This is a genomic window from Micromonospora sp. RL09-050-HVF-A, assembly GCF_019374995.1.
In the GTDB taxonomy this organism is placed as follows: domain Bacteria; phylum Actinomycetota; class Actinomycetes; order Mycobacteriales; family Micromonosporaceae; genus Micromonospora; species Micromonospora antibiotica.
The window spans coordinates 3,317,382-3,339,078 of sequence record NZ_JAGKQP010000002.1 but is presented as its reverse complement, the minus strand read 5'-3'; the positions used below and the strand labels follow the sequence as shown (position 1 = coordinate 3,339,078).

Below are 21,697 nucleotides of genomic sequence, written 5' to 3'. Positions count from 1 at the left end.
CTGGATGGATGGCAGATAACGCTGGTGCTTTTCTTATTTGCGTCCGCAGTGCCGGTCGTCACGGTTCGCGTACGACTATTCAGCATTGCGTGAGCAGACTCGTTCAGCGCCTGGGCCTGCTGGAACTGCTCAACCGGCCGAGCATGTCCTGGCAATGTCCCGGTAACTCAAGTTCGCTTGTGAATACTTTCACGAACGAACGCGATGTCAAGGGGTGACGCTCGGAAAAACTCCGCTCGGTGAGCAAGCTCACGACCCTTTTGTCGGGTTTTCAGGCTTCCCTGTTACCCGGCGTACCACAGTCGAGGATCAATATAGTACAGTCCGCGTGACATTGCTGACATTTCCGGCACTCCTCCTCGGTGTGGCGGCCACCGCGCCGCGCGGTGTCCCGACCGCTCGACCTAGGGCGTTACCCGAGACCTAGCAGATTACTCTCAGTGCGCCGGAAACGGAGGTGAATCTGACTTTGTGTCGCTCGCCGAGGTAGTCCCCGTCCAACTGGAAGGCCTGCGGGCGGGCCGAGACCAGCGTGAACTCGCCCAGATCGTGCAACCGCAGCACCTGCTTGCCGCGCGGATCGGGGTGTCGGGACAGCAACTGTGTCACTGTGCGTGTCGTACTGGCGACGCGCAGCTGACGTAGCGCCAGCACGTCCAGCCCGAGATCGAACGACGCCTCCGGGTTCGGGTTGACCTCCCGGTCGCCCAGGTACGTCCACGGCGCGGTGTTCTGGATGATCACCGTGCCCAGCTCGCCCTCGGCCGGCTCCCCGGGCCGCTCCAGGCTGATCGCCGGATGCCGGCGGTGCGAACCGAGGAAGTAGTGACTGAGGGTGGAACGGAAGTAGAGCGACGGCGAGGACACCCGGCCCCGTCGCCGGGCCTGCTCCACCCGGTGGATCACCGCCGCGTCCAGGCCGAAGCCCGCGCAGAAGGTGAAGTAACGGTCGTCGGCCCGCCCCAGCCCGATCGTGCGGGACCGGCCCAGCCGAAGCCCCTCCAGGATCATGCTGGTGCCGTCCGCCCACTCCCGGGGCAGCCCGAGGGCCCGGGCGAAGACGTTCGTCGAACCACCCGGCACGGTGGCCAGCGCCGGCAACCGCTCCGCCGGGGAGCCACCGGTGCGGATCGTCGGCGGATCGGCGGTCATCAGGCCGTTGACCACCTCGTTGACGGTGCCGTCACCACCGAGCGTGACCACCAGGTCGACGCCCTCCTGGGCGGCCTCCCGGGCCAGGTCGGTGGCGTGACCCCGACGTCGGGTGTACCGCACCGACAGGTCTACTTGGCTGCGCAGCGCCCGGACCAGCACGTCCCGGCTGCGTTCGCTGGTGGTGGTGGCCTTCGGATTGACCACCAGGACGGCCCGCATGGCCGGCACTTTACGTGATCGGGTGGGGGTATCGTGGCCCGCGTGACGATCGACTCCGCGCCGGTTCCCGACACCCTGCGCTGGGCGGTACGCCTGCTGCGGGCCGAGGCCGTCGCGCTGGCGGCACTCGCCGGCTGGCTGGTCTGGGCCGACCTCACCGCCACCCGGACCGACCTGGTCTCGGCACTCTTCGTGACGGGGTTCGCCGTCGGCGGGGCGGCGGCGCTCTGGGCGTTGGGTGGGGCGCTGGCGGGCCGCCGGGCCGGTGCCCGCGCCCCGGCGATGGTGCTGGAATTGATGCTGCTGCCGGTCGGTTGGTTCATGATCTCCGGCGGGCTGGGCTGGCTCGGCGTGCCGCTGATGGTGCTCGGTCTCGGCGTCTGCGCGCTGCTGGTCAGCCCACCCACCACGAAGGCGCTGGGTTTCGGCTGACCGACCCGGTGGCGACGACCGGCACGGGCCCACCGGTCGAGAGCCGACTCGAACCGGGGTCCACCGTGCCGGGTGGGCCGCCGTGAGCGACCGGGACGCCCCGCCCCCGGCGACGAGCTCAGTAACCGGAGCGGCGGGTCAACAGTGAGATGGTGGCCCGGCCGTCGGTCGACTCGGCCGCCGCCGCCGTGGTCAGCGCGGTGAGCACCTTCCAGGCGAACGAGGACTCGCCCGGGAGGGCGGCCCCGCGCACGGTCGGCACCGTCACCTCGACGGTCAGCGCGTCCTCGGTGACCGCGAAGCGGCACTCCAACTCGGCGTCGCGGGTGGCGATGGCGAGCAGCATCGCGCACGCCTCGTCCACCGCGATGCGCAGGTCCTCGATCTCGTCGAGGGCGAACTGGAGACGGGCCGCGAGGCCCGCCGTGGCGGTGCGCAGTACGCCCAGGTAGCCGCCGTCGGCGGGCACGGTGAGGTGCACCACGTCGTCGTCGGTCGCTGGCTGGCCGGTCAGTTGAGTCACGCCTCATCCCCCCGGTCCGGGACTCTACCCGGCCGGGCATCCGGACGCGTGGCCGACGTCACCCCTACCGCGGCGAGCGCGCGCAGGGCCGCCCCGTCGAGCCGGTAGGGCACCCACTCGGTCATCGGCCCGGCCCCGATCGAGGCGTAGAACCGGGCGGCCGGGTTCCAGTCGATCATCCACCAGTCGAGCCGCTGGTAACCGCGTTCGACGCAGATCCCGGCGAGGGTGGCGAGCAGCGCCCGACCGGCCCCGGTGCCCCGGTGGGTCGGGCGGACGTACAGGTCCTCCAGGTAGATGCCGTGCACACCGGCCCAGGTGGAGAAGTTGAGGAACCACAGCGCGAAGCCGACCGGCTGGTCGTCGTCGTCCACGGCGACGTGCCCGAACAGGGCCGGTGCGGGGCCGAACAGCGCGGTGTCCAGCTGCGCCGTGGTGAGCCGGCACCGGTCGGCGGCCCGTTCGTAGTCGGCCAACTCGTGCACCATCGCGACGACGGCCGGCACGTCCTCAGGACGTGCCGGCCGGATCGTCGGTGCCGTGGCGGGCACGGTCACGCCTGCTTGGTCTCCCAGAAAATCTTGGAGATCTCGTCGATCTTCTGGAGCAGCTCGTCGGCCTTGGCCGGGTCGGTCGCACCCTTGGCGCCGGCCGCGCCGGCCGCCTTGGTGGCCTCGTTGAACAGCTGGTGCAGGTGCGGGTACTTCTCGAAGTGCGGCGGCTTGAAGTAGTCGGTCCACAGCACCCACAGGTGGTGCTTGACCAGGTCCGCGCGCTGCTCCTTGATCAGGATCGCCCGGGTGCGGAACTCCGGGTCGGTGTTCGCCTGGTACTTCTCGCAGATCATTTTGACCGACTCGGCCTCGATCCGGGCCTGCGCCGGGTCGTACACGCCGCACGGCAGGTCGCAGTGCGCGCTGGCGGTCACACGGGGTGAAAGGATGCGGGCAAGTCGCATCAGGGTCCTCCATGGGATGTTTGCGATGATCCGAGCCGACACTACTCCTGAGCACGTCCCCGGCAGGGGCGGAGGGGAAACCTCGTGGCGGTCGACGGGTCCGGTTCCCCCCCACGGCTGTCCGCCCCGCTCACCGCCGTGGGCGTGACCGGGCCGTCCATGTCGCCGACCCTGCGCCACGGCGACGCCGTCCTGGTCCGGCGGGGCGGTCGGCCGGTCCGCCCCGGTGACGTGGTGGTGGCCGTCTTCCGGAGCCGCCCGGAACTGCTGGTGGTCAAGCGTGCCGTCCGCCCCCAGGAGGGCGGCTGGTGGTTGCACGGTGACAACGCGCTGGTCACCGACGACTCCCGGGCGTACGGGGTGGCCGACGTGCTGGGCCGGGTGGTGCTGCGCTACTGGCCCCGTCCCGGCCGGCTGGCGACCACGCCGATATGACCCTCCTCACAACCGGGTACGGGTCGGCTGACTATGCTCGGGAGGTGCCCGGGTGACCCCCGTACCGCGTGTCGCCGCTCCGCCTCACCTCGCGCCCTCGCGCCGGCCGCTCCGTCTGCTCGACAGATCCTGGAGTCACCATGTCTGCGTCCACCGTGGATCCCGCTGATCCCGTCTTTCTGCTGCACCGGGGCGGCAAGCTCGCCGTCGCCCCGACGGTCCCGCTGAGCACCCGCGAGGACCTCTCCCTGGCGTACACCCCGGGGGTGGCCCGGGTGTGCGAGGCGATCGCCGCCGACCCGGCCCTGGCCGACGACTACACCTGGGTGTCGCACACCGTCGCGGTGGTCACCGACGGCTCCGCCGTCCTCGGGCTCGGCAACATCGGCGCACGTGCCTCGTTGCCGGTGATGGAGGGCAAGGCGGTGCTGTTCAAGCAGTTCGCCGACGTCGACGCGGTGCCGATCTGCCTGGACACCCAGGACGTCGACGAGATCGTGGCGACGGTGCGGGCCCTCGCCCCGTCGTTCGGCGGGATCAACCTGGAGGACATCAGCGCCCCACGCTGCTTCGAGGTGGAACGGCGGCTCGACGAGATGCTGCCCATCCCGGTCTTCCACGACGACCAGCACGGCACCGCGATCGTGGTGCTGGCGGCGCTGCGCAACGCGGCGACCCTGCTGCACCGCAAGCTCGGCGATCTGCGGGTGACGGTCAGCGGGGCCGGTGCCGCCGGGGTGGCGGTCACCCACATGCTGGTCGCCGGGGGAGTGGACCCCGCACAGGTGGTGGTCTGCGACTCCCGGGGCGTCATCGGGCCGCACCGCACCGACCTGACCGCGACCAAGGCGCACCTCGCCGAGACCACCAACGCCGAGGGCCGCCGGGGTGACGTCGCCGAGGCGCTGCGCGGCGCGGACGTGCTGATCGGCGTCTCCGGCGGGCGGATCACCGAGGCGGCGGTCGCCGGGATGGCCCCGGGCGGCATCGTCTTCGCGCTGGCCAACCCGACCCCCGAGGTCGACCCGGAGGTGGCCGCCCGGCACGCGGCGGTGGTCGCCACCGGGCGCAGCGACTACCCCAACCAGATCAACAACGTGCTCGCCTTCCCGGGGGTCTTCCGGGGCGCGCTGGACGCGCGGGCCACCCGGATCACCGACGGGATGAAGGTGGCCGCCGCCGACGCGATCGCCGGGGTGGTCGACGGGTCGCTCAGCGCGGACGCCATCGTGCCGTCCCCGCTCGACCCCCGGGTCGCCCCAGCCGTGGCGGCGGCGGTCGCCGAGGCGGCCCGCCACGACGGGGTCGCCCGCGCCTGAATCGACCGGTCGCGTGCCGCACGACGCGCCCCGAGCAGGTGCGAAGGGTCCGGGCCGACGGCCCGGACCCTTCGTGAACGATCGTTACGCTGTTACGGTGCGGATCATGCGTGCCGCCTATGCTTCCCGGTTCGACGCCGACAACCCGCTCGCCGCGCTCACCGTCGGTGACCGTCCCGAGCCCGCCCACCCGGCAGACGACTGGGTGACGGTGCAGGTGCGGGCCAGCTCGCTCAACCACCACGACCTGTGGTCGCTACAGGGCGTGGGGCTCGCCGACGGTCAACTGCCGATGATCCTCGGCTGCGACGCGGCCGGCACCGACCCGGACGGCAACGAGGTGGTCATCTACCCGGTGCTGCCCACCCCCGGCGACCCGCGCGGGGTCTCCATCCTCTCCGAGCACTACCAGGGCACCCTCGCCGAGCGGGTGGCCGTACCCCGGATGAACCTGCTGCCGCTGCCGGCGGGCCTGTCGGCGACCGACGCGGCCTGCCTGCCGACCGCCTGGCTCACCGCCTGGCGGATGCTCACCACCCGGGGCCGGATCGCCGACGGCGAGGCGGTGCTGGTGCAGGGGGCCGGCGGGGGTGTCGCCACCGCGGCGGTCGCGCTCGGCCTGGCGCTCGGCAAGCGGGTGTACGCCACCAGCCGCGACGCCGCCAAGCGGGAACGCGTCGCCGCGCTGGGGCGACCGCGGTGGAGCCCGGCGCCCGGCTGCCGGAGCGGGTCGACGTGGTCATCGAGACGGTCGGTGCGGCCACCTTCGACCACTCGTTGAAGTCGGCCGCCCCGATGGCCCGGATCGTGGTCGCCGGCGCGACCTCCGGCCACCTGCCGCCGGTGAACCTGCGCCGGGTCTTCGCCATGCAGCTGGAGATCCTCGGCACCTCCATGGGCACCCCGGACGAGCTGACCGAGCTGCTCGCCTTCTGCGCCGAACACGAGGTGCGCCCGGTGGTGGACAGCGTGGTCCCGTTCAGCCGGGTGGCCGACGCCTTCGCCCGGCTGCGCTCCGGCGAGGTCTTCGGCAAGGTCGTCGTCGACCACACCGCCTGACCGCCCGGCGGTGCCGGGCCGCCTGACCACCTGACCGACGGGCGGTGCCGGGCCGCCGGGCCGCCTGACTGCCCGGCGGTGCCGGGCGGCCCGTGGGGCCGGCCGCCGGTCGGGCGACCGGCGCGGTCAGAGGCGGTCGTCGAGGACGGCGACGTCGCCCCGGGCCGCCGAGGCGGGAAGTCGCCCCTTGGCGGCCTCGTCGCCGTAGAGGGACCAGCGGAGGAACTCGATCGTGGTGTCGGCGACCACCCGCAGGGCCGGGCCGTCACCGAGCAGCGCCCGACCATGGTCACCCCGGGGCAGGCTGAGCATCGCCTTGGGCCAGGGCACCGCGTCATAGACGGCCTTGCCGGCGGCGTAGTCGACCACCTCGTCGGCCTCGCCGTGCACGAAGAGCTGCGGGGCGGCGGCCCCGGCGAAGGCGGTGCCCACGCCCAGACCCGTCCCGGCGAGCACCACCCCGGCCTTCAGCCGCTCGTCGCGGCCGGTGGTGAACAGACCGATGGTGGTCACCCCACCGGCCGAGTGGCCGGCCGCGCCCACCCGGTCGGTGGCGAGCCGGCCGCGCAGCGGGTCACCGGCCCTCGCGTCCAGGGACAGCACCTTGTCCAGCACGTACGACACGTCGGCGGGCTGGTTGAGCACGTCGAGGACACTGCCGTCGGTGCCCTTGCCGGTGTGCGGGAAGGTCGGCGCGGCCACCACGAAACCGGCCGCCGCCCAGCGGGTCAGCAGCACCTGGTAGTCGACCGGCCGCCCGTCCAGGCCGTGGCTGAACGCCACCACCGGGAACCGTCCGGTCGCCGCCGTCGCGTCGCGCCGGGCCGCCTCGCCGGCGGCGCCCCGGGCCGGATACCACAGGGTCACCGGCAGCGGGCGGTCGCCGCCCCGGTTGAGCTTGAGCTGTCGTACGCCGACCGCGAACGCCTCGGCCGGCGCGGTGCCGGCGGGGACGCGCGGTGCCGGCGCACTGGTCTTCGGCGGTTCCGGTGGGGCGACGGCGCGGTCGGGGGTCTGCGTCGAGCAGCCGGCCAGGCCGGCGGCGAGCAGCGCGGCGGTCAGCAGGACCGGGGTGAGGCGACGGGACATGAACCCGATTGTGCCTCGCCCGCCGGGCCACCCGACCGGCTACGGCCGCCCCGGCGGGACGGTCAGCCCGCCGACCCGCCCCGGCCGTTCAGGGCCCACCGGTCGTCGAGGGTGGTGACGCCGGGACGGGCGGCGCCGGTACGCAGCCGGCGGCCGGCGTCCCGGTCGTCGTAGAGGGTCCACCGGAGGAAGTCGGTGGTGGCGGCGAGGACCTCGGCGAAGCCTGGGCGGCCCGGGGTCAGGTATTCGCCGTGGCCCTGCCCGAGCACGCTGAGGAACCCCTTCGGGCCGGTCGCCCGCCGGTAACCGGCCTGACCGACGGTCAACGGCACCACCGGGTCGGCGGTGCCGTGCACGAAGAGCAGCGGGGCGGCCGGCCCGGCGAAGGCACCGGCCAGTCCGCCCCCGGCGATGATCACGCCGGAGCGCAGTCGGGCCGGGTGACCGGAGGTGAACATGCCGGCGGTGGTGAAGCCGCCCGCCGAGTGGCCGGTCGCGGCGAACCGGCCGACGTCCAGGTGCCCGGCCAGCGGGTCACCGGCGCGGGCGTCCAGCCGGACCAGGTGCCGGATCACCCGCCAGGCGTCGGCGGGCTGGTTGCGGACGTCGGCGCGGCTGAACCGGGCCGCCCGCCGGTTGGTGAACGGGTAGGTCGGCGCGGCCACCACGAAACCGGCGGCGGCCCACCGGACCGCCAACGCGGCGTGCAGCGCGGGGAGGCTGTGCAGGCCGTGGCTGTGCACCACCACCGGGAACCGGCCCGGGGCGACCCGGCCACCCACGGTCGGGTACCACAGCGTCACCGGCAGTGGGCGCGGCCCGGACGGGTCGACGGTGAGGGTGCGGACCGCGACCGGCAGGGCCTGCTCCGGGGCGTGCCGGGCCGGCGGTGGCGGTGCATCGGTGGCGGCGGTGGCCGGGCCGCAACCGGCGAGCAACGCGGCCAGCACCACGGCGCACAGCCGCCTCACCCCCATGCCTGCACGGTAGGTGGTCGGTGGCCCGGTCCGGCCCCGCCGTCCGGACCGATGGTGGTCACCACCCCGGTCGGTCGGCCTCCACCGCTCAGCCCGCCTCGGCCAGCACCGCCCGGGTCTGCCGGGCGATCTCCCGTTCCTCGTCGGTGCCGACCACGCAGACGCTGACCTGCGCGCCGGCCGGGGAGATCACCCGGTCGCCGGTGCCGGTGTTGCGGTCGGGGTCGACGGCGATGCCGAGCCGCTCCAGCCCGGCCAGGGCGGCGGCCCGCACCTCGGGGGAGTGCTCGCCCACCCCGGCGGTGAAGGTGATCGCGTCCGCCCCGCCCAGCAGCGCGTGGTAGGCCCCGACGTAGGCGGTGATCCGCCGGCAGTAGACGTCGAAGGCGAGGACGGCGGCGGGATCCGCGGCGGCCCGACGGGACTGCACCTCCCGCATGTCGTTGGCCCCGGTCAGCCCGAGCAGCCCGCTGCGGTGGTTGAGCAGGTCGTCGATCTCGTCGACCCCCATCCCGCCCTCCCGGCGCAGGTGGAAGATCACCGTCGGGTCGAGGTCGCCGCTGCGGGTGCCCATCACCAACCCCGCAAGCGGCGACATCCCCATCGAGGTGGCCATGCTGCGTCCGCCGTCCACCGCGCAGGCGCTCGCCCCGTTGCCCAGGTGCAGGCTGATCGTGCGTAACCGGTCGTACGGCCGGTCGAGCAGCTCGGCGGTGCGCCGCGACACGTACGCGTGGGAGGTGCCGTGGAAGCCGTACCGGCGGATGTCGTGGCGGCGGGCGGTGTCCAGGTCGATGGCGTACGTGGCGGCGGACTCGGGCAGGGTGTGGTGGAACGCGGTGTCGAAGACCGCCGCCTGGGCGACCTGCGGCAGCAGCTCCCGGGTGACCTCGATGCCGGCCAGGTTGGCCGGGTTGTGCAGCGGGGCCAGCGGCACCAGCTCCCCGATCGCGGTGACGACCGCGTCGTCGATCCGGACCGGTGCGCTGAACCGGCGGCCACCGTGCACCACCCGGTGCCCCACCGCGGTCAGCCCGGTCAGGTCGAGCCGGCCGAGGATGTCCCGCACGGCGGTGGCGTGGTCGGCCGGCCCGCCACCCGGCTCGCCGACCCGTTCCACCGTGCCGGAGTCGAGCACCGACTCCCCGTCGTAGTGCCGGTACTTCACCGACGACGACCCGCAGTTGAGCACCAGCACCCGGTCGGTCACGACCCCTCCTCCGGCGATCCGGCCGCCTGGATGGCGGTGATCGCCACCGTGTTGACGATGTCGGCGACCTTCGCGCCCCGGGACAGGTCGTTGACCGGCCGGCGCAGGCCCTGCATCACCGGCCCGACGGCCACCGCCCCCGCCGACCGCTGCACCGCCTTGTACGTGTTGTTGCCGGTGTTGAGGTCCGGGAAGACGAACACGGTGGCCCGCCCGGCGACCGTGCTCTGGGGCAGCTTCGTCGCCGCGACCTGCGGGTCGATCGCCGCGTCGTACTGGATGGGCCCCTCGACCAGCAGGTCGGGCCGGCGCTCGCGGACCAGCCTGGTGGCGGCGGCGACCTTTTCCACGTCGGCCCCCGCGCCGGAGTCCCCGGTCGAGTAGGACAGCATCGCCACCCGGGGCTCGATGCCGAACCGGGCCGCCGTGTCGGCCGAGGAGATGGCGATGTCGGCGAGCTGGGCGGCGTCCGGGTCGGGGTTGACCGCGCAGTCGCCGTAGACCAGCACCCGGTCGGCGAGCAGCATGAAGAACACGCTCGACGCCACCGAGACGCCCGGCACGGTACGGATGATCTCGAAGGCGGGACGGATGGTGGCGGCCGTGGTGTGGGTGGCCCCGGAGACCATCCCGTCGGCGTGCCCGGTGGCCACCATCATGGTGCCGAAGTAGTTGGGTTGGGCCACGATGTCGTGGGCCAGTTCGGCGGTGACGCCCCGGTGGGCGCGCAGCTGCGCGTACCGGGTGGCGAACTCGTCCCGCCAGGCGCTGCCGGCCGGGTCGACCACCTCCGCGCCGGTCAGGTCGATGCCCAGCTCACGGGTGCGGCGGGCCACCTCGTCGGGGCGGCCGAGCAGGGTCAGCTCGGCGACCCCCCGGCGGAGCAGGATCTCGGTGGCCCGCAGGATGCGCTCGTCGGAGCCCTCCGGCAGCACCAACCGGCGACGGTCGGCGCGGGCCCGGTCGATCAGGTCGTACTCGAACATCAGCGGGGTGACCCGCTCGGAGCGGGTCACCCGCAGCCGGCGGGCCAGGTCGACGGTGTCGACGTGGCGCTCGAACGCGCCGAGCGCGGCCTCCACCTTGCGCGGGTTGGCCGGGCCGGGCCGGCCCTCGATGTGACTGGACGCCTCGACCGTGTCGTAGCTGTCGCTGGTCACCGAGAGCACGGCGAAGCCGGTGTTGAGCCGTTCGACCAGGCGCATCACCCGGGCGTCGGGCTGCTCGCCGAGGGTGAGCACCACCCCGGCCAGCGAGACCTGCCCGGCGACGTGCGCGGTGCTCGCCGCGACCAGCAGGTCGGCCCGGTCACCCGGGGTGATCACCAGGGCCCCCTCGGTGAGGTGGTCGAGCAGGATCGGCACGTGCGCCGCGCCGACCACGTAGTCGAGCACGTCCCGGCCGAGGGCGGCGGCGTCCCCGGCCAGCAGGGTGGCGTCGAGCGCCGCCGCCACCTCGGCCACCGTCGGCGCCGACACGCTCGGCACCTCCGGGATGGCGTACGCGGGGACCGGCAGCTCCGGCAGGGTCAGCGCCCCGGTCACCCGGTTGGCGATCACCGCCAGCACCGTCGCGCCCAGGTCGGCCAGATCGTGGTACGCCCCCCGCGCCGCCGCCGTGACCGCCTCCGGCTGCTGCCCGAAGCCGTCCACCACGGGCACCACCACGCTGCCGAACTCGGTGGCCAACCGGGCGTTGAAGGCCAGTTCGCGGGGCCCGGCGGTGTCCCCGCCGTCGGCGAAGTCGCTGCCCACCACGATCACCGCCGGGCAGCGTCGTTCCACCGCCCGGTACCGCTCGACGAGCCGGGAGATCAGCTCCTCCCGCCGTCCGTCGGCGACCAGGGCCGACGCCTCGGCGTACGTGGTGCCGGTCAGCTCGTCGTCGGGCAGGTCGATCCGGTAGCGGTCGTGCAGCAGGGCGAGGATCGGGTCGGGGCCGGCGTCGGAGACCAGCGGCCGGAACACCCCGATCCGTTCGACCTGCCGGGAGAGGAGTTCCGCGAGGCCGAGGGCGATGGTCGACTTGCCGCCGCCGGACCCCACGCTGGTCAGGTAGACGCTGCGGGCCACGCCCCCACCCTAGGAGATCACGTCGTCCCCCGCCCGGGACCTTCGTCCCGTACCGGTGCCGCCAAGCGGTGCCGGCCGGCACCCGCCAGCGGCCGTCGGTGCGACCCGAGTCTCATTCGTGGGACGCGCTAGGAGCTGAGTGATCCTCGTGCCTAAACTCGCATCCCATGACTGCCGACCCTCTGAGCAGGAAAAATGCTCCCTCCGAGAGATCGAAGCCTGAGGGCGCAATTGGCGGTCAGTCGGCTCAGGATCCACATCGTACCAACGGCGTGACGGGCCTCGATGGGCCGACCGTGACGATCAGCCGCGCCGACGGGCCCACCGCGACGATCGCCGCCGTACCCCAGCTGACCCCCGTCTTCGTCGACCCCAGCGGCCGACGTCACTCCCGACTGCGCTGGCTGGCGTACGCCCTCGGGTTGGTGGGCCTGATCTACACCGGGCTGGTGGGCGTCAGCTTCGCGGGCGGCATCGCGCCGCACGCGGTGCTTCCCTTCGTCGACGAGGTCGCGCAACCCGAACGGTCGCCGTCGCCCTCCCCGTCGCCCGCGACGGGCACCCCGCCCGCCCCCGCCACCACCGTGCCGCCGACCGTCGCCCCCCGCACGCCCGGGTCGGGCACACGCGCCGCCGTCCCGGTCACCCCGTCCACGGTCCGCCCCACCACCGGCACCGCCTCGCCGTCGCCGAGCGCCACCGGTTCGCCGAGCCGCAGCCCGGCCTCCGCGTCGGCCTCACCCCGGCCCACCCGGCCCGGCCCGGAACCGACGACGCCGAACCCCCGGACCCGACCGACGAACCACCGTCCCTGCCCGACCCGCTGCCCGGCGGCGTCGACGGCGCACGCCTCGATGGTTGAGCCGGCCGTCCGGCCGGGGCGCCGTCGCGTCGTCCGGTCCGCCAGGCGACGCCGGGCGGTGCCACCACCGAGCTGGATCCTGCTGGGTACGGTGCTGGCCCTGCTGGCCGGCGTGCTGCTCGTCGGCGCGTACGCCAACGCGTCCTTCGCCCCGGACCGCCGGGAGAGCACCGCCGGGCAACGGGAAGTGCCCACCTCGGTGGTGACCGGTGGCCCGATCATCAGCGCCAGCAGCGACGTGGTCCGCTCCTACCGGCTGCCGCCGCGCACCATCGCGTTGACCTTCGACGACGGCCCCGACCCGGTCTGGACCCGGGAGGTGCTGCGGGTCCTGGACGCCCACCAGGTCAAGGGCACGTTCTTCGTGCTGGGCACCCAGGTCGCCCGGCACCCCGAGGTGGCCCGTGAGCTGGCCGACGGCGGTCACCAGCTCGGTGTGCACACCTTCACCCACCCCGACCTCGCCGAGCTGCCAGCGTGGCGGCAACGCCTGGAGTACGCCCAGACCCAGCTCGCCGTGGCCAGCGCCACCGGCCTGCGGACCTCGCTGGTCCGCTTCCCCTACTCCTCACACCCGGGCGCCATCGACAACCGGGACTGGCCGGTGATGACCGCCGCCGGTGACCTGGGCTACCTGACGTTGCTCAACGACACCGACAGCCAGGACTGGTCGCTGCCCGGGGTGGACCGGATCATCGACAACGCCACCCCCGACGACGGGGCCGGTGCGATCACCCTCTGGCACGACGCCGGTGGTGACCGGGCGCAGACCGTCGCCGCCCTCGACCGGTTCATCCCGATGATGAAGCAGCGGGGGTACCGGTTCGTCACCGCCACCGAGGGGTTGAACCTCGCCTTCGCCGCCGCCGGGGCGGACCACCGGGTGGACGCCGCCGTGCCCGCCACCGCCGCCGACCGGTGGCGCGGCCGGATGCTGATCTGGGCGGTGCAGGGCGCCGACAGCATGCTGACCGTGTTCGGCGGGCTCTTCGTCGTCGTCGGCCTGCTCACCGTGGGCCGCACGTTCGTGCTGTTCGTGCTGGCCGGGCGGCACGCCCGACGACGGCGGGCCAAGGGTTGGAGCTGGGGGCCGCCGGTCACCGCGCCGGTCTCGGTGATCGTCCCGGCGTACAACGAGAAGGAGGGGATCGCCGCCGCGGTCCGTTCCCTCGCCGGTGGCGACCACCCCGGTGGGATCGAGGTGGTGGTCGTCGACGACGGCTCCACCGACGGCACCGCCGACATCGTCGACGCGCTCGGCCTGCCCAACGTCCGGGTCGTCCGCAAGCCCAACGGCGGCAAACCCAGCGCCCTGAACACCGGCCTGGCGCTGGCCCGGCACGACCTGATCGTGATGGTCGACGGGGACACCGTGTTCGAGCCCGACGCGGTCCGCCGGCTGGTGCAGCCCTTCGCCGACCCGCAGGTCGGCGCGGTGGCCGGCAACGTCAAGGTCGGCAACCGGCGCAGCCTGATCGCCAAGTGGCAGCACATCGAGTACGTCATCGGGTTCAACCTGGACCGGCGGCTCTACGAGACGCTGCGCTGCATGTCCACGGTGCCGGGCGCGATCGGCGGGTTCCGGCGGGAGGCGCTGCGCTACGCCGGGGGGATGACCGACGACACCCTGGCCGAGGACACCGACATCACCATCGCCCTGGGCCGGGCCGGCTGGAAAGTGGTCTACGAGGAGACCGCCCGTGCCTGGACGGAGGCCCCGGCGACCATCGGCCAACTGTGGAAGCAGCGTTACCGGTGGAGCTACGGCACCATGCAGGCGATGTGGAAGCACCGGCGTTCGGTCTTCGACCGGGGCGCGTCCGGCCGGTTCACCAGGCGCTGCCTGTTCTTCCTCAGCCTGTTCGGGGTGCTGCTGCCCCTGCTCGCGCCGGTGATCGACCTGCTGGCCCTGTACGGCCTGTTCTTCCTCGACCGTAAGGCCACGGCGGTGGCCTGGCTGGCCATGCTCGGGGTGCAGGCGGCCACCGCGGTGGTGGCGTTCCGGCTGGACCGGGAGAAGCTGGGGGTGCTGTGGGTGCTGCCCCTGCAACAGTTCGTCTACCGGCAGCTAATGTACCTGGTGATGGTCCAGGCGGTGGTCACCGCGCTGACCGGTGGTCGGCTGGGCTGGCAGAAGCTGCGCCGCACCGGCCTGGAACCGGCCGTCCGCAACGGCTGACCGCCGCCGGTCCCCGGTACGGGGTGGGTCGTCCGCGTCCCGCGTTCCGCCCGCCCCGGGGCCTGCCCGGGGCGGCCCCGGTCAGTCCTCGTCGAGGTCGTCGAGGCGGGCCAGCCAGGTGGCGAAGCGCTCGATCGGCGTCTCGAACTCGGGGTTGAGGTCGACGAAGTCGCGCAGTCGTTCCCCGAGCCACTCCAGGGTCACCTGCTCGTCGCCGCGCCGCTGCACCAGTTCCTCGATGCCACGATCGGTGAAGTACACCGGGGCTCCTCGTTCCTTGCTGACGGGCCCGGCCCGCCCCCCTGTCAGGGGGCGGGCCGGGTGGGTCGGAATGGGTCAGGGGCGGGGCAGGGCGGCGTCGATCAGCCCGGTCTGCTCCACCTCGTGCATCTTGGCCGAGCCGACCGCCGGGGCGGCGGCGGCGGGGCGGGAGATGCGACGCAGCCGGACGTCGGCCAGGTGCTCCAGCAGGTTGAGCGCGACGAAGCTCCACGCCCCCTGGTTGGCCGGCTCCTCCTGCACCCAGGCGAAGTCCTCCGCGTTCGGGTACGCCGCGAGCGCGTCGCGGATCTCCTGCACCGGCAGCGGGTAGAGCTGCTCGATCCGGATGATCGCGGTGTCGGTGACGCCCCGCTCCTGCCGGGCGGAGAACAGGTCGTAGTAGACCTTGCCCGAGCAGAGCAGCACCCGCTTGACCTGCTCCCGCGCGGGTGCGGCGGTGTCGGCCAGCACCGGGGCGAAGGTGCCGGTGGTGAAGTCCTCCACCGGGCTGACGCAGAGCTTGTGCCGCAGCAGCGACTTCGGCGTGAACACCACCAGCGGCTTGCGCTTGGGCGACAGGGCCTGCCGGCGCAGCAGGTGGAAGTAGTTCGCCGGGGTGGTCGGGATCGCCACCCGCATGTTGTCCTCGGCGCACATCTGCAGGAACCGCTCGGGACGACCGGAGGTGTGGTCCGGGCCCTGCCCCTCGTGGCCGTGCGGCAGCAGCAGGGTCACCGCGGAACGCTGGCCCCACTTCACCTCGCCGGAGGAGATGAACTCGTCGATCACCGACTGGGCGCCGTTGACGAAGTCACCGAACTGCGCCTCCCAGCAGACCAGCGCGTTGACGTTCTCCACCGAGTAGCCGTACTCGAAGCCCATCGCCGCGTACTCGCTCAGCAGCGAGTCGTGCACGAAGAACCGGGACCGCTCGCCGTCGGCGGTGAGCGACTTGAGCGGCAGGTGGTCCTCGCCGGTCTTGGCGTCGACGATCGAGGCGTGCCGCTGGACGAAGGTGCCCCGGCGGGAGTCCTGGCCGGCGAGCCGGACGGTGACCCCGTCGTGCAGCAGCGAGCCGAAGGCGATGATCTCGCCGTACCCCCAGTCGATGTTGCCCTCGGCGGACATCCTGGCCCGCCGGTCGAGCAACTGCTGGATGCGCTTGTGCGGGGTGAAGCCCTCGGGGAGGTTGACGTGCGCCTCGCCGATCGCCTTGACCACGGCGGCGTCGGTGGCGGTCGCCACCTGCGGCTCCGGCTCGGCCTCGCGGCTGGGCCGGCTGACCTGGCGCGGGGTGGTGGCGGCGTCGCGGGTGGCCTTGAAGACCCGCTCCAGCTGCGACTGGTAGTCGCGCAGCAGCTCCTCGGCGTCCTCGACGGTGATGTCGCCCCGGCCGATCAGCTCCTCGGTGTAGAGCTTGCGGACCGACCGCTTCGAGTCGATGATCTTGTACATCTGCGGGTTGGACATCGACGGGTCGTCGCCCTCGTTGTGCCCGCGCCGCCGGTAGCAGACCATGTCGATCACGACGTCCTTGTTGAACGCCTGGCGGTACTCGAAGGCCAGCCGGGCGACCCGGACCACGGTCTCCGGGTCGTCGCCGTTGACGTGGAAGATCGGCGCCTGGATCATCCGGGCCACGTCGGTGCTGTAGAGGCTGGACCGGCTGTACTCCGGGGCGGTGGTGAAGCCGACCTGGTTGTTGACCACCACGTGCACGGTCCCGCCGGTGCGGTAACCGCGCAGCTGGGACAGGTTGAGCGTCTCGGCGACGACCCCCTGGCCGGCGAACGCGGCGTCACCGTGCACCGCCAACGGCAGCACGGTGTAACCCTCCAGCTTGAGGTCGATCCGGTCCTGCTTGGCCCGGACGATGCCCTCCAGCACCGGGTCCACCGCCTCCAGGTGCGACGGGTTCGCCACCAACGACACCTTGACCGAGTGGTCGCCGGCCGGGGTGGTGAACTTGCCGTTCTGGCCCAGGTGGTATTTCACGTCGCCGGAGCCCTGGGTGGAGCGCGGGTCGAGGTGCCCCTCGAACTCCGAGAAGATCTTCTCGTACGGCTTGCCGACGATGTTGGCCAGCACGTTGAGCCGGCCCCGGTGCGCCATACCGATGACGACCTCGTCCAGCCCGTCCTCGGCGGACGCCTCCAGCACCTCGCCGAGCAGTGGGATCAGCGACTCGCCGCCCTCCAGCGAGAACCGCTTCTGGCCGACGTACTTGGTCTGCAGGAACGTCTCGAACGCCTCGGCGGCGTTGAGCCGGTTGAGCACGTGCTTCTGCTCGTCGGCGGCCGGCTTCTCGTAGCGGCGCTCGATCCGTTCCTGGATCCAGCGGCGCTCCTCCGGGTCCTGGATGTGCATGTACTCGATGCCGAGCCGACGGCAGTACGAGTCGCGCAGCACGCCGAGGATCTCGCGCAGCTTCATCCGCTGCTTGCCGGCGAAGCCGTTGACCGGGAAGGTGCGGTCCAGGTCCCACAGGGTCAGCCCGTGCTGGAGGACGTCCAGGTCGGGGTGCTTGCGGATGGTGAATTCCAGCGGGTCGGTGTCGGCCATCAGGTGGCCCCGGACCCGGTAGGCGTGGATCAGCTCGTGCACCCGCGCGGTCTTGTTGATCTGGCCCTCGGAGTCGACGGCCACGTCCCGCATCCAGCGCACCGGCTCGTACGGGATGCGCAGCGAGGTGAAGACCTCGTCGTAGAAGCCGCGTTCGCCGAGCAGCAGCTCGTGCATGACCTTGAGGAACTCGCCGGACTGCGCGCCCTGGATGATCCGGTGGTCGTACGTGCTGGTCAGCGTGATGATCTTGCTGACCGCCAGCTCGGCCAGGGTCGCCTCGCTCATCCCCTGGTAGGGCGCGGGGTACTCCATCGCGCCGACCCCGATGATCGCGCTCTGCCCCTGCATCAGCCGGGGGATCGAGTGCACCGTGCCGATGCCGCCCGGGTTGGTCAGCGAGATCGTGGTGCCGCTGTGGTCCTCCATGGTCAGCTCGTTGCGGCGGGCCCGCCGGACCACGTCCTCGTACGCCTGCCAGAACTGCCGGAAGTCCATCTGCTCGCAGCCCTTGATGGACGGCACCACCAGGTTGCGGGAGCCGTCGGGCTTGGTCAGGTCGATGGCGATGCCCAGGTTGACGTGCTCGGGGCGGACCATCGCCGGCTTGCCGTCGACCTCGGCGAAGGAGTTGTTCAGCTCCGGGTGCTCGACCACGGCCCGGACCAGCGCGTACCCGATCAGGTGGGTGAAGCTCACCTTGCCACCGCGCCCCCGGGCGAGGTGGTTGTTGATCACGATGCGGTTGTCGACCAGCAGCTTGGCCGGCACGGCGCGCACGCTGGTGGCGGTCGGCACGGACAGCGAGGCGTCCATGTTCTGCACGATCCGGGCGGCCACCCCGCGCAGCGGCGTGGTGCCCGCGGAGCTGGCCGCCGGTGCCTTCGCCGGGGCGGGCTTCTCGGTCGACGCCGGCTTGCCGGCGGACCTGGTGGCCGACTTCGTGGCGGTGGCCGGCTTGGGGGCGGTGGCCGGCTTCGTGGTCGCGGTCGGTGCGGCAGCGGCGGTCGGCTTCGCGGTCGTGGTCGGCTTCGCGCCGGCCGCCGGAGCCTTCGCTGCCGGTTCGGCCTTGGTGGCTGCGGCCGGCTCCGGCGCTGCGGCCGGTTGGGGCGACGCGGCCCTACCGTCGGCCGGACGCGGTGTCGCGGCGCCCGGGGCAGGTCGGTAGTCGGTGAAGAAGTCGTGCCAGGCCGAGTCGACGCTTGATGGGTCGGCGAGGTAGCGCTGGTACATCTCCTCGACGATCCACTCGTTCGGGCCGAAACCCGCCAGTGGGTTCTCCTGCGAAGTCTGCTGGGTCGACACGGCCGGTAATCGCCTCTTTCACGCGGGTTTGTGTGTCACGCGGTTTTGTGTGTCACGCGGTGCCGCCGTCATGCGAAGTGTCGTGGGACGGAGACGAGTCCCAGGCTACGCCGTGAAAATACGATAGGCATTTCCGCCTCGGCCAGGTGGTCCTTTTCACAAAAATTGTAGGAAGTCAATCAGCTCTTCGTGTCCACCTGGCTCCGGACTGTTCTGATGATCCGGATCGGAGTCAGCTGGTCACCCGCGCCGGGCGGGCTCCCGGCGCCCACCCGGGCCTCCCGGTTTCCATCCGGGCCTCCCGGATGGGGGCACCGGGCGGAGACGGAACGGCCCGGCGTGACGGTCGTCACGCCGGGCCGGGCCGGTCGGAGCACGGTCGGTCAGGAGATGTCCCGCCGCCGCATGGTGAGCGTGCCGATCGCGCCGGCCACCACCGCGTACCCGATCAGGACCACCGCGCCCGCCCAGCGGGGCGGGTTGCCGGGGATCTCGGTCCCGCTGACCATCAGCGACGACGCCAGCGACGGCACCAGCACCTGGAGGTCGTTGATCCAGTCACCCCAGCGGGCGGCCAGGATGCTGATCGCGATGGCCGCGCCGACCGCGCCACCCAGGTAGAGCAGGATGCCGGTGACCGTGGCACCGATCTGGCTGCGGATCAGCACCCCGATCCCGACGCCGAGCACCGACCAGAGCAGATAGGCCAGGCCGTTGAGCGCGGTGGCCCGCCAGACCGCGCCGCTGCCGAGCTGGGAGCCCAGGTCGACGCTGCTCATCACCAGTGCCCCGAAGATCAGGTTGAACCCGGTGGTGACCAGCCAGAACAGCACGGCCAGGACGGCCGCGGCGGCCAGCTTGGCCAACATCACCGCGGTGCGGTGCGGCACGGTGAGGAAGGTGGTGGTGACCGTCTGGTGGAAGAACTCGCTGGTCACCACGATGATGCCGAGCAGCATCACGATCATCAGACCGAAGAACTGCCCGTTGGTGTAGACGTTGGCGGCCAGGCTGTCCACCGACTGCGCGGCCTGGATCTGGTCGGCCTGGTCGGCCGGCACGTCGCCGAAGTTGTTGTTGGCCAGCGCGTCGGTCTGCAACCAGTTGATCAGGGCGGTGAGTGCCCACAGTGGCACCGTGATCAGGCCGAAGATCCACCACGTGCTGGTGGTGCGGATCTTCAACAGCTCAGATCGGACCAGGTTCATCGGATGCCCGCCTTCCCGGCCGTCAGCTCCAGGAAGACCCGTTCCAGGTCGGGTCGTTCCGGGGTCAGTTCGTGCAGCTCGACCTTCGCGGCCAGCGCGGCCCGGCCGATCGCCGGGGCCTCCAGCCCGCTGACCAGCAGCACACCGTGCTCGTCGGTCTCCACCGTCGCGGACTGCTCACGCAGCGCCACGGTCAACTCCTCGGCCTGCGGGGTACGCACCCGAACCCGGCCGCCCTGCGCCATCGAGCCGAGCACCTGCTCCACCGGCCCCTGCCGGATCAGCTTGCCGGCCGCGATGATCACCACGTCGTCGGCGAGGAGCTGCATCTCGGACAGCAGGTGGCTGGAGACCAGCACCGTACGCCCCTCGTGGGCCAGCCCCTTGAGGAAGCCCCGCATCCAGCGGATGCCCTCCGGGTCCAGACCGTTGGCCGGCTCGTCGAGGATCAGCACCCGGGGGTTGCCGAGCATCGCGGCGGCGATACCGAGCCGCTGCTTCATGCCCAGCGAGTACCCCTTGAACTTGCGCTTCGCCGCCGGAGTGAGCCCGACCAGGGCCAGCGCCTCGTCGGCCCGGCTCTTCGGCAGGCCCGCCGCCGCACAGATCACCCGCAGGTGATTGATCCCGGTACGACCCTTGTGCGCGCTGGACGCCTCCAGCACCGCGCCCACGTGCCGCAGCGGGTCGGTCAGGTCGGCGTACCGCTGGCCGCCGATCGTCGCCGTGCCACCGCTCGGGGTGACCAGGTTCAGCAGCATCCGCAGAGTGGTCGTCTTACCCGCCCCGTTCGGGCCGAGGAAGCCGGTCACCCGGCCGGATTCGACCGTGAAGGACAGGTTGTCGACCGCCCGTACGTTCTTGTACTGCTTGGTCAGTCCGGACACGACGATCTGGCCGGTGCTGGGGCTCCACTGCCCGTCGGACATCGTTCTCCTCCCGTGCGGCGGCGCCTCGCGCGCCGCAGTCTGCGGCGTCGTTACGCAACGCGCCGCTGACCAGCCTGACTGGCCTGGTCAAGATATGCCATCAGCCCGGGTCGGTAAGTCGTGCTCCGTCTCAGGCAGGAGGCGGTCGTCCTCAGGGACGAGACACGGGCGGCAGCGCCACCCAGGTGGCGCGGGCCCGACCGAGCAGCGCGCCGGCGCTGCCGTAGAGGCTGGTGTGCACCACCGCCAGCCGTCCCTCCGCGGTGATCACCTTACCGGTGACCACGCACTCCTCACCGGGTTCGGGAAGCGCGTCGAGCGCCACGGCGATCCGGCCCAGCACGTACGGCCGGCCGGGGGCGATCACCGCCCAGCCCCCGGGGCAGTCCAGCGCCGCCCAGGCGGTCGGCGCGGTCACCCGTCGGGGGGTACGCCACGACGCGGCGGTCCGGCCGTCGGGCAGCCGACCGGGAAAGATCCGCAGCCCGTCCGGGTGCTCCGGGCCGCAGACGTAACAGCCGGGGAAGGGGTGGTCCACCAGTCCCGGATAGCCGGCCGAGGCGGCACGCGCGGTCACCGGGTCCACCGGGGCGACCGGGTCGGGCAGGTCGCCGGCCGGGCGTACCTCGGCGACCAGGTGCCCGTCGGGGTCGTACACGTCGCCGTCGGTGAGGGTGAGCGGGATGTCCAGCGGCGGCGGACGACGCAGCGTCACCTCGACCGGCCGGTCCGTGTCGTACGCCCCGGCGAAGACCCCGGCGCTCCACCCGCCGTTGCCCGAACCGGGCGGGCCGTTGTACCGGGATTCGATGATCATCGCCACTCCGCACGTCGTCGTCCGCCCCGGATGGCCGGACGCCCGCAGGCAGCCTCGCACGCCCCACCCGCACCACGGCACGCGCCGCCGGACCCGGGCCCACCCGACTGCCGACCGACATCCGGG

Annotated in this window: 17 protein-coding genes and 1 pseudogene; 5 read left to right on the top strand and 13 right to left on the bottom strand. The window is 72.5% G+C overall.

Translation table 11 applies throughout. The features are described 5' to 3' along the window. Positions 1-423: 423 nt before the first annotated feature. On the bottom strand, positions 424-1,374 hold the full coding sequence (locus tag J7462_RS14385; RefSeq protein ID WP_219464514.1) for a diacylglycerol kinase family protein: 951 nt from the start codon (positions 1,372-1,374) through the stop codon (positions 424-426). Between the two features lie 42 nt (positions 1,375-1,416). Between J7462_RS14385 and J7462_RS14380 the strand changes: the two genes are divergently transcribed. Continuing rightward, complete coding sequence (locus J7462_RS14380) at positions 1,417-1,806, top strand: hypothetical protein (protein ID WP_219464513.1); 390 nt, start codon at positions 1,417-1,419, stop codon at positions 1,804-1,806. Positions 1,807-1,924: 118 nt separating this feature from the next. Here J7462_RS14380 and J7462_RS14375 read toward each other — a convergent pair whose 3' ends face one another. Genes J7462_RS14375 through sodN form a run of 3 tightly spaced genes read right to left on the bottom strand, consistent with a single transcriptional unit; the run spans position 1,925 to position 3,287 of the window. Next, positions 1,925-2,329 carry an ATP-binding protein gene (locus J7462_RS14375; protein WP_208568337.1) on the bottom strand — a complete coding sequence of 135 codons (405 nt, stop codon included), beginning with the start codon at positions 2,327-2,329 and terminating at the stop codon, positions 1,925-1,927. Further along, positions 2,326-2,886, bottom strand: coding sequence for a GNAT family N-acetyltransferase (locus J7462_RS14370; protein ID WP_308290903.1), 561 nt, complete (start codon positions 2,884-2,886; stop codon positions 2,326-2,328). The genes J7462_RS14375 and J7462_RS14370 overlap by 4 nt, the downstream gene beginning before the upstream one ends. After that, on the bottom strand, positions 2,883-3,287 hold the full coding sequence (gene sodN / locus J7462_RS14365; RefSeq protein WP_091241196.1) for a superoxide dismutase, Ni: 405 nt from the start codon (positions 3,285-3,287) through the stop codon (positions 2,883-2,885). Before sodN ends, J7462_RS14370 begins: the two co-directional genes overlap by 4 nt. An 84-nt stretch (positions 3,288-3,371) precedes the next feature. On the opposite strand from sodN, the gene J7462_RS14360 reads away from it, so the two are divergent. From J7462_RS14360 to J7462_RS14350, 3 genes and pseudogenes are all read left to right on the top strand, one after another. Next, positions 3,372-3,722 (top strand): S24/S26 family peptidase, encoded by a 351-nt coding sequence (locus J7462_RS14360; RefSeq protein WP_219464512.1) that lies wholly within the window; start codon positions 3,372-3,374, stop codon positions 3,720-3,722. Positions 3,723-3,862: 140 nt separating this feature from the next. Then, on the top strand, positions 3,863-5,041 hold the full coding sequence (locus J7462_RS14355; protein ID WP_219464511.1) for an NADP-dependent malic enzyme: 1,179 nt from the start codon (positions 3,863-3,865) through the stop codon (positions 5,039-5,041). Between the two features lie 97 nt (positions 5,042-5,138). Then, positions 5,139-6,100, top strand: a pseudogene (locus J7462_RS14350) (zinc-binding dehydrogenase). A 126-nt stretch (positions 6,101-6,226) separates the two neighbouring features. Here J7462_RS14350 and J7462_RS14345 read toward each other — a convergent pair. From J7462_RS14345 to pta, 4 genes are all read right to left on the bottom strand, one after another. Beyond that, positions 6,227-7,189 carry a chlorophyllase gene (locus tag J7462_RS14345; protein WP_219464510.1) on the bottom strand — a complete coding sequence of 321 codons (963 nt, stop codon included), beginning with the start codon at positions 7,187-7,189 and terminating at the stop codon, positions 6,227-6,229. A gap of 62 nt (positions 7,190-7,251) precedes the next feature. Then, positions 7,252-8,166 carry an alpha/beta hydrolase gene (locus tag J7462_RS14340; protein WP_219464509.1) on the bottom strand — a complete coding sequence of 305 codons (915 nt, stop codon included), beginning with the start codon at positions 8,164-8,166 and terminating at the stop codon, positions 7,252-7,254. Positions 8,167-8,254: 88 nt separating this feature from the next. After that, positions 8,255-9,376 carry an acetate/propionate family kinase gene (locus J7462_RS14335; protein WP_219464508.1) on the bottom strand — a complete coding sequence of 374 codons (1,122 nt, stop codon included), beginning with the start codon at positions 9,374-9,376 and terminating at the stop codon, positions 8,255-8,257. After that, on the bottom strand, positions 9,373-11,448 hold the full coding sequence (pta, locus tag J7462_RS14330) for a phosphate acetyltransferase (protein ID WP_219464507.1): 2,076 nt from the start codon (positions 11,446-11,448) through the stop codon (positions 9,373-9,375). The genes J7462_RS14335 and pta overlap by 4 nt, the downstream gene beginning before the upstream one ends. Before the next feature lie 854 nt (positions 11,449-12,302). Between pta and J7462_RS14325 the strand changes: the two genes are divergently transcribed. Continuing rightward, positions 12,303-14,489 carry a bifunctional polysaccharide deacetylase/glycosyltransferase family 2 protein gene (locus J7462_RS14325; protein ID WP_255598597.1) on the top strand — a complete coding sequence of 729 codons (2,187 nt, stop codon included), beginning with the start codon at positions 12,303-12,305 and terminating at the stop codon, positions 14,487-14,489. 81 nt (positions 14,490-14,570) lie between these two features. Here the strand turns inward: J7462_RS14325 and J7462_RS14320 are convergent, their stop codons facing one another. The 5 genes from J7462_RS14320 to J7462_RS14300 form a co-directional block, all read right to left on the bottom strand. After that, positions 14,571-14,750 carry a DUF6104 family protein gene (locus J7462_RS14320; RefSeq protein WP_091241170.1) on the bottom strand — a complete coding sequence of 60 codons (180 nt, stop codon included), beginning with the start codon at positions 14,748-14,750 and terminating at the stop codon, positions 14,571-14,573. A gap of 75 nt (positions 14,751-14,825) precedes the next feature. Beyond that, on the bottom strand, positions 14,826-18,617 hold the full coding sequence (locus tag J7462_RS14315) for a multifunctional oxoglutarate decarboxylase/oxoglutarate dehydrogenase thiamine pyrophosphate-binding subunit/dihydrolipoyllysine-residue succinyltransferase subunit (RefSeq protein ID WP_219464503.1): 3,792 nt from the start codon (positions 18,615-18,617) through the stop codon (positions 14,826-14,828). Positions 18,618-19,000: 383 nt separating this feature from the next. After that, positions 19,001-19,825 (bottom strand): ABC transporter permease, encoded by an 825-nt coding sequence (locus J7462_RS14310; RefSeq protein WP_208568347.1) that lies wholly within the window; start codon positions 19,823-19,825, stop codon positions 19,001-19,003. Beyond that, positions 19,822-20,754, bottom strand: a complete 933-nt coding sequence (locus J7462_RS14305) for an ABC transporter ATP-binding protein (protein WP_219464502.1) — start codon at positions 20,752-20,754, stop codon at positions 19,822-19,824. Before J7462_RS14305 ends, J7462_RS14310 begins: the two co-directional genes overlap by 4 nt. 151 nt (positions 20,755-20,905) lie before the next feature. Next, positions 20,906-21,571 (bottom strand): hypothetical protein, encoded by a 666-nt coding sequence (locus J7462_RS14300; RefSeq protein WP_219464501.1) that lies wholly within the window; start codon positions 21,569-21,571, stop codon positions 20,906-20,908. Positions 21,572-21,697: the final 126 nt, after the last annotated feature.

Excerpts from the sequence above, each read along its gene's own strand:
- J7462_RS14310 (WP_208568347.1), bottom strand. The coding sequence starts at position 19,825 with ATGAACCTGGTCCGATCTGAGCTGTTGAAGATCCGCACCACCAGCACG.
- J7462_RS14385 (WP_219464514.1), bottom strand. The coding sequence starts at position 1,374 with ATGCGGGCCGTCCTGGTGGTCAATCCGAAGGCCACCACCACCAGCGAA.
- J7462_RS14340 (WP_219464509.1), bottom strand. The coding sequence starts at position 8,166 with ATGGGGGTGAGGCGGCTGTGCGCCGTGGTGCTGGCCGCGTTGCTCGCC.
- J7462_RS14345 (WP_219464510.1), bottom strand. The coding sequence starts at position 7,189 with ATGTCCCGTCGCCTCACCCCGGTCCTGCTGACCGCCGCGCTGCTCGCC.
- J7462_RS14325 (WP_255598597.1), top strand. The coding sequence starts at position 12,303 with ATGGTTGAGCCGGCCGTCCGGCCGGGGCGCCGTCGCGTCGTCCGGTCC.
- J7462_RS14355 (WP_219464511.1), top strand. The coding sequence starts at position 3,863 with ATGTCTGCGTCCACCGTGGATCCCGCTGATCCCGTCTTTCTGCTGCAC.
- J7462_RS14300 (WP_219464501.1), bottom strand. The coding sequence starts at position 21,571 with ATGATCATCGAATCCCGGTACAACGGCCCGCCCGGTTCGGGCAACGGC.
- sodN (WP_091241196.1), bottom strand. The coding sequence starts at position 3,287 with ATGCGACTTGCCCGCATCCTTTCACCCCGTGTGACCGCCAGCGCGCAC.
- J7462_RS14305 (WP_219464502.1), bottom strand. The coding sequence starts at position 20,754 with ATGTCCGACGGGCAGTGGAGCCCCAGCACCGGCCAGATCGTCGTGTCC.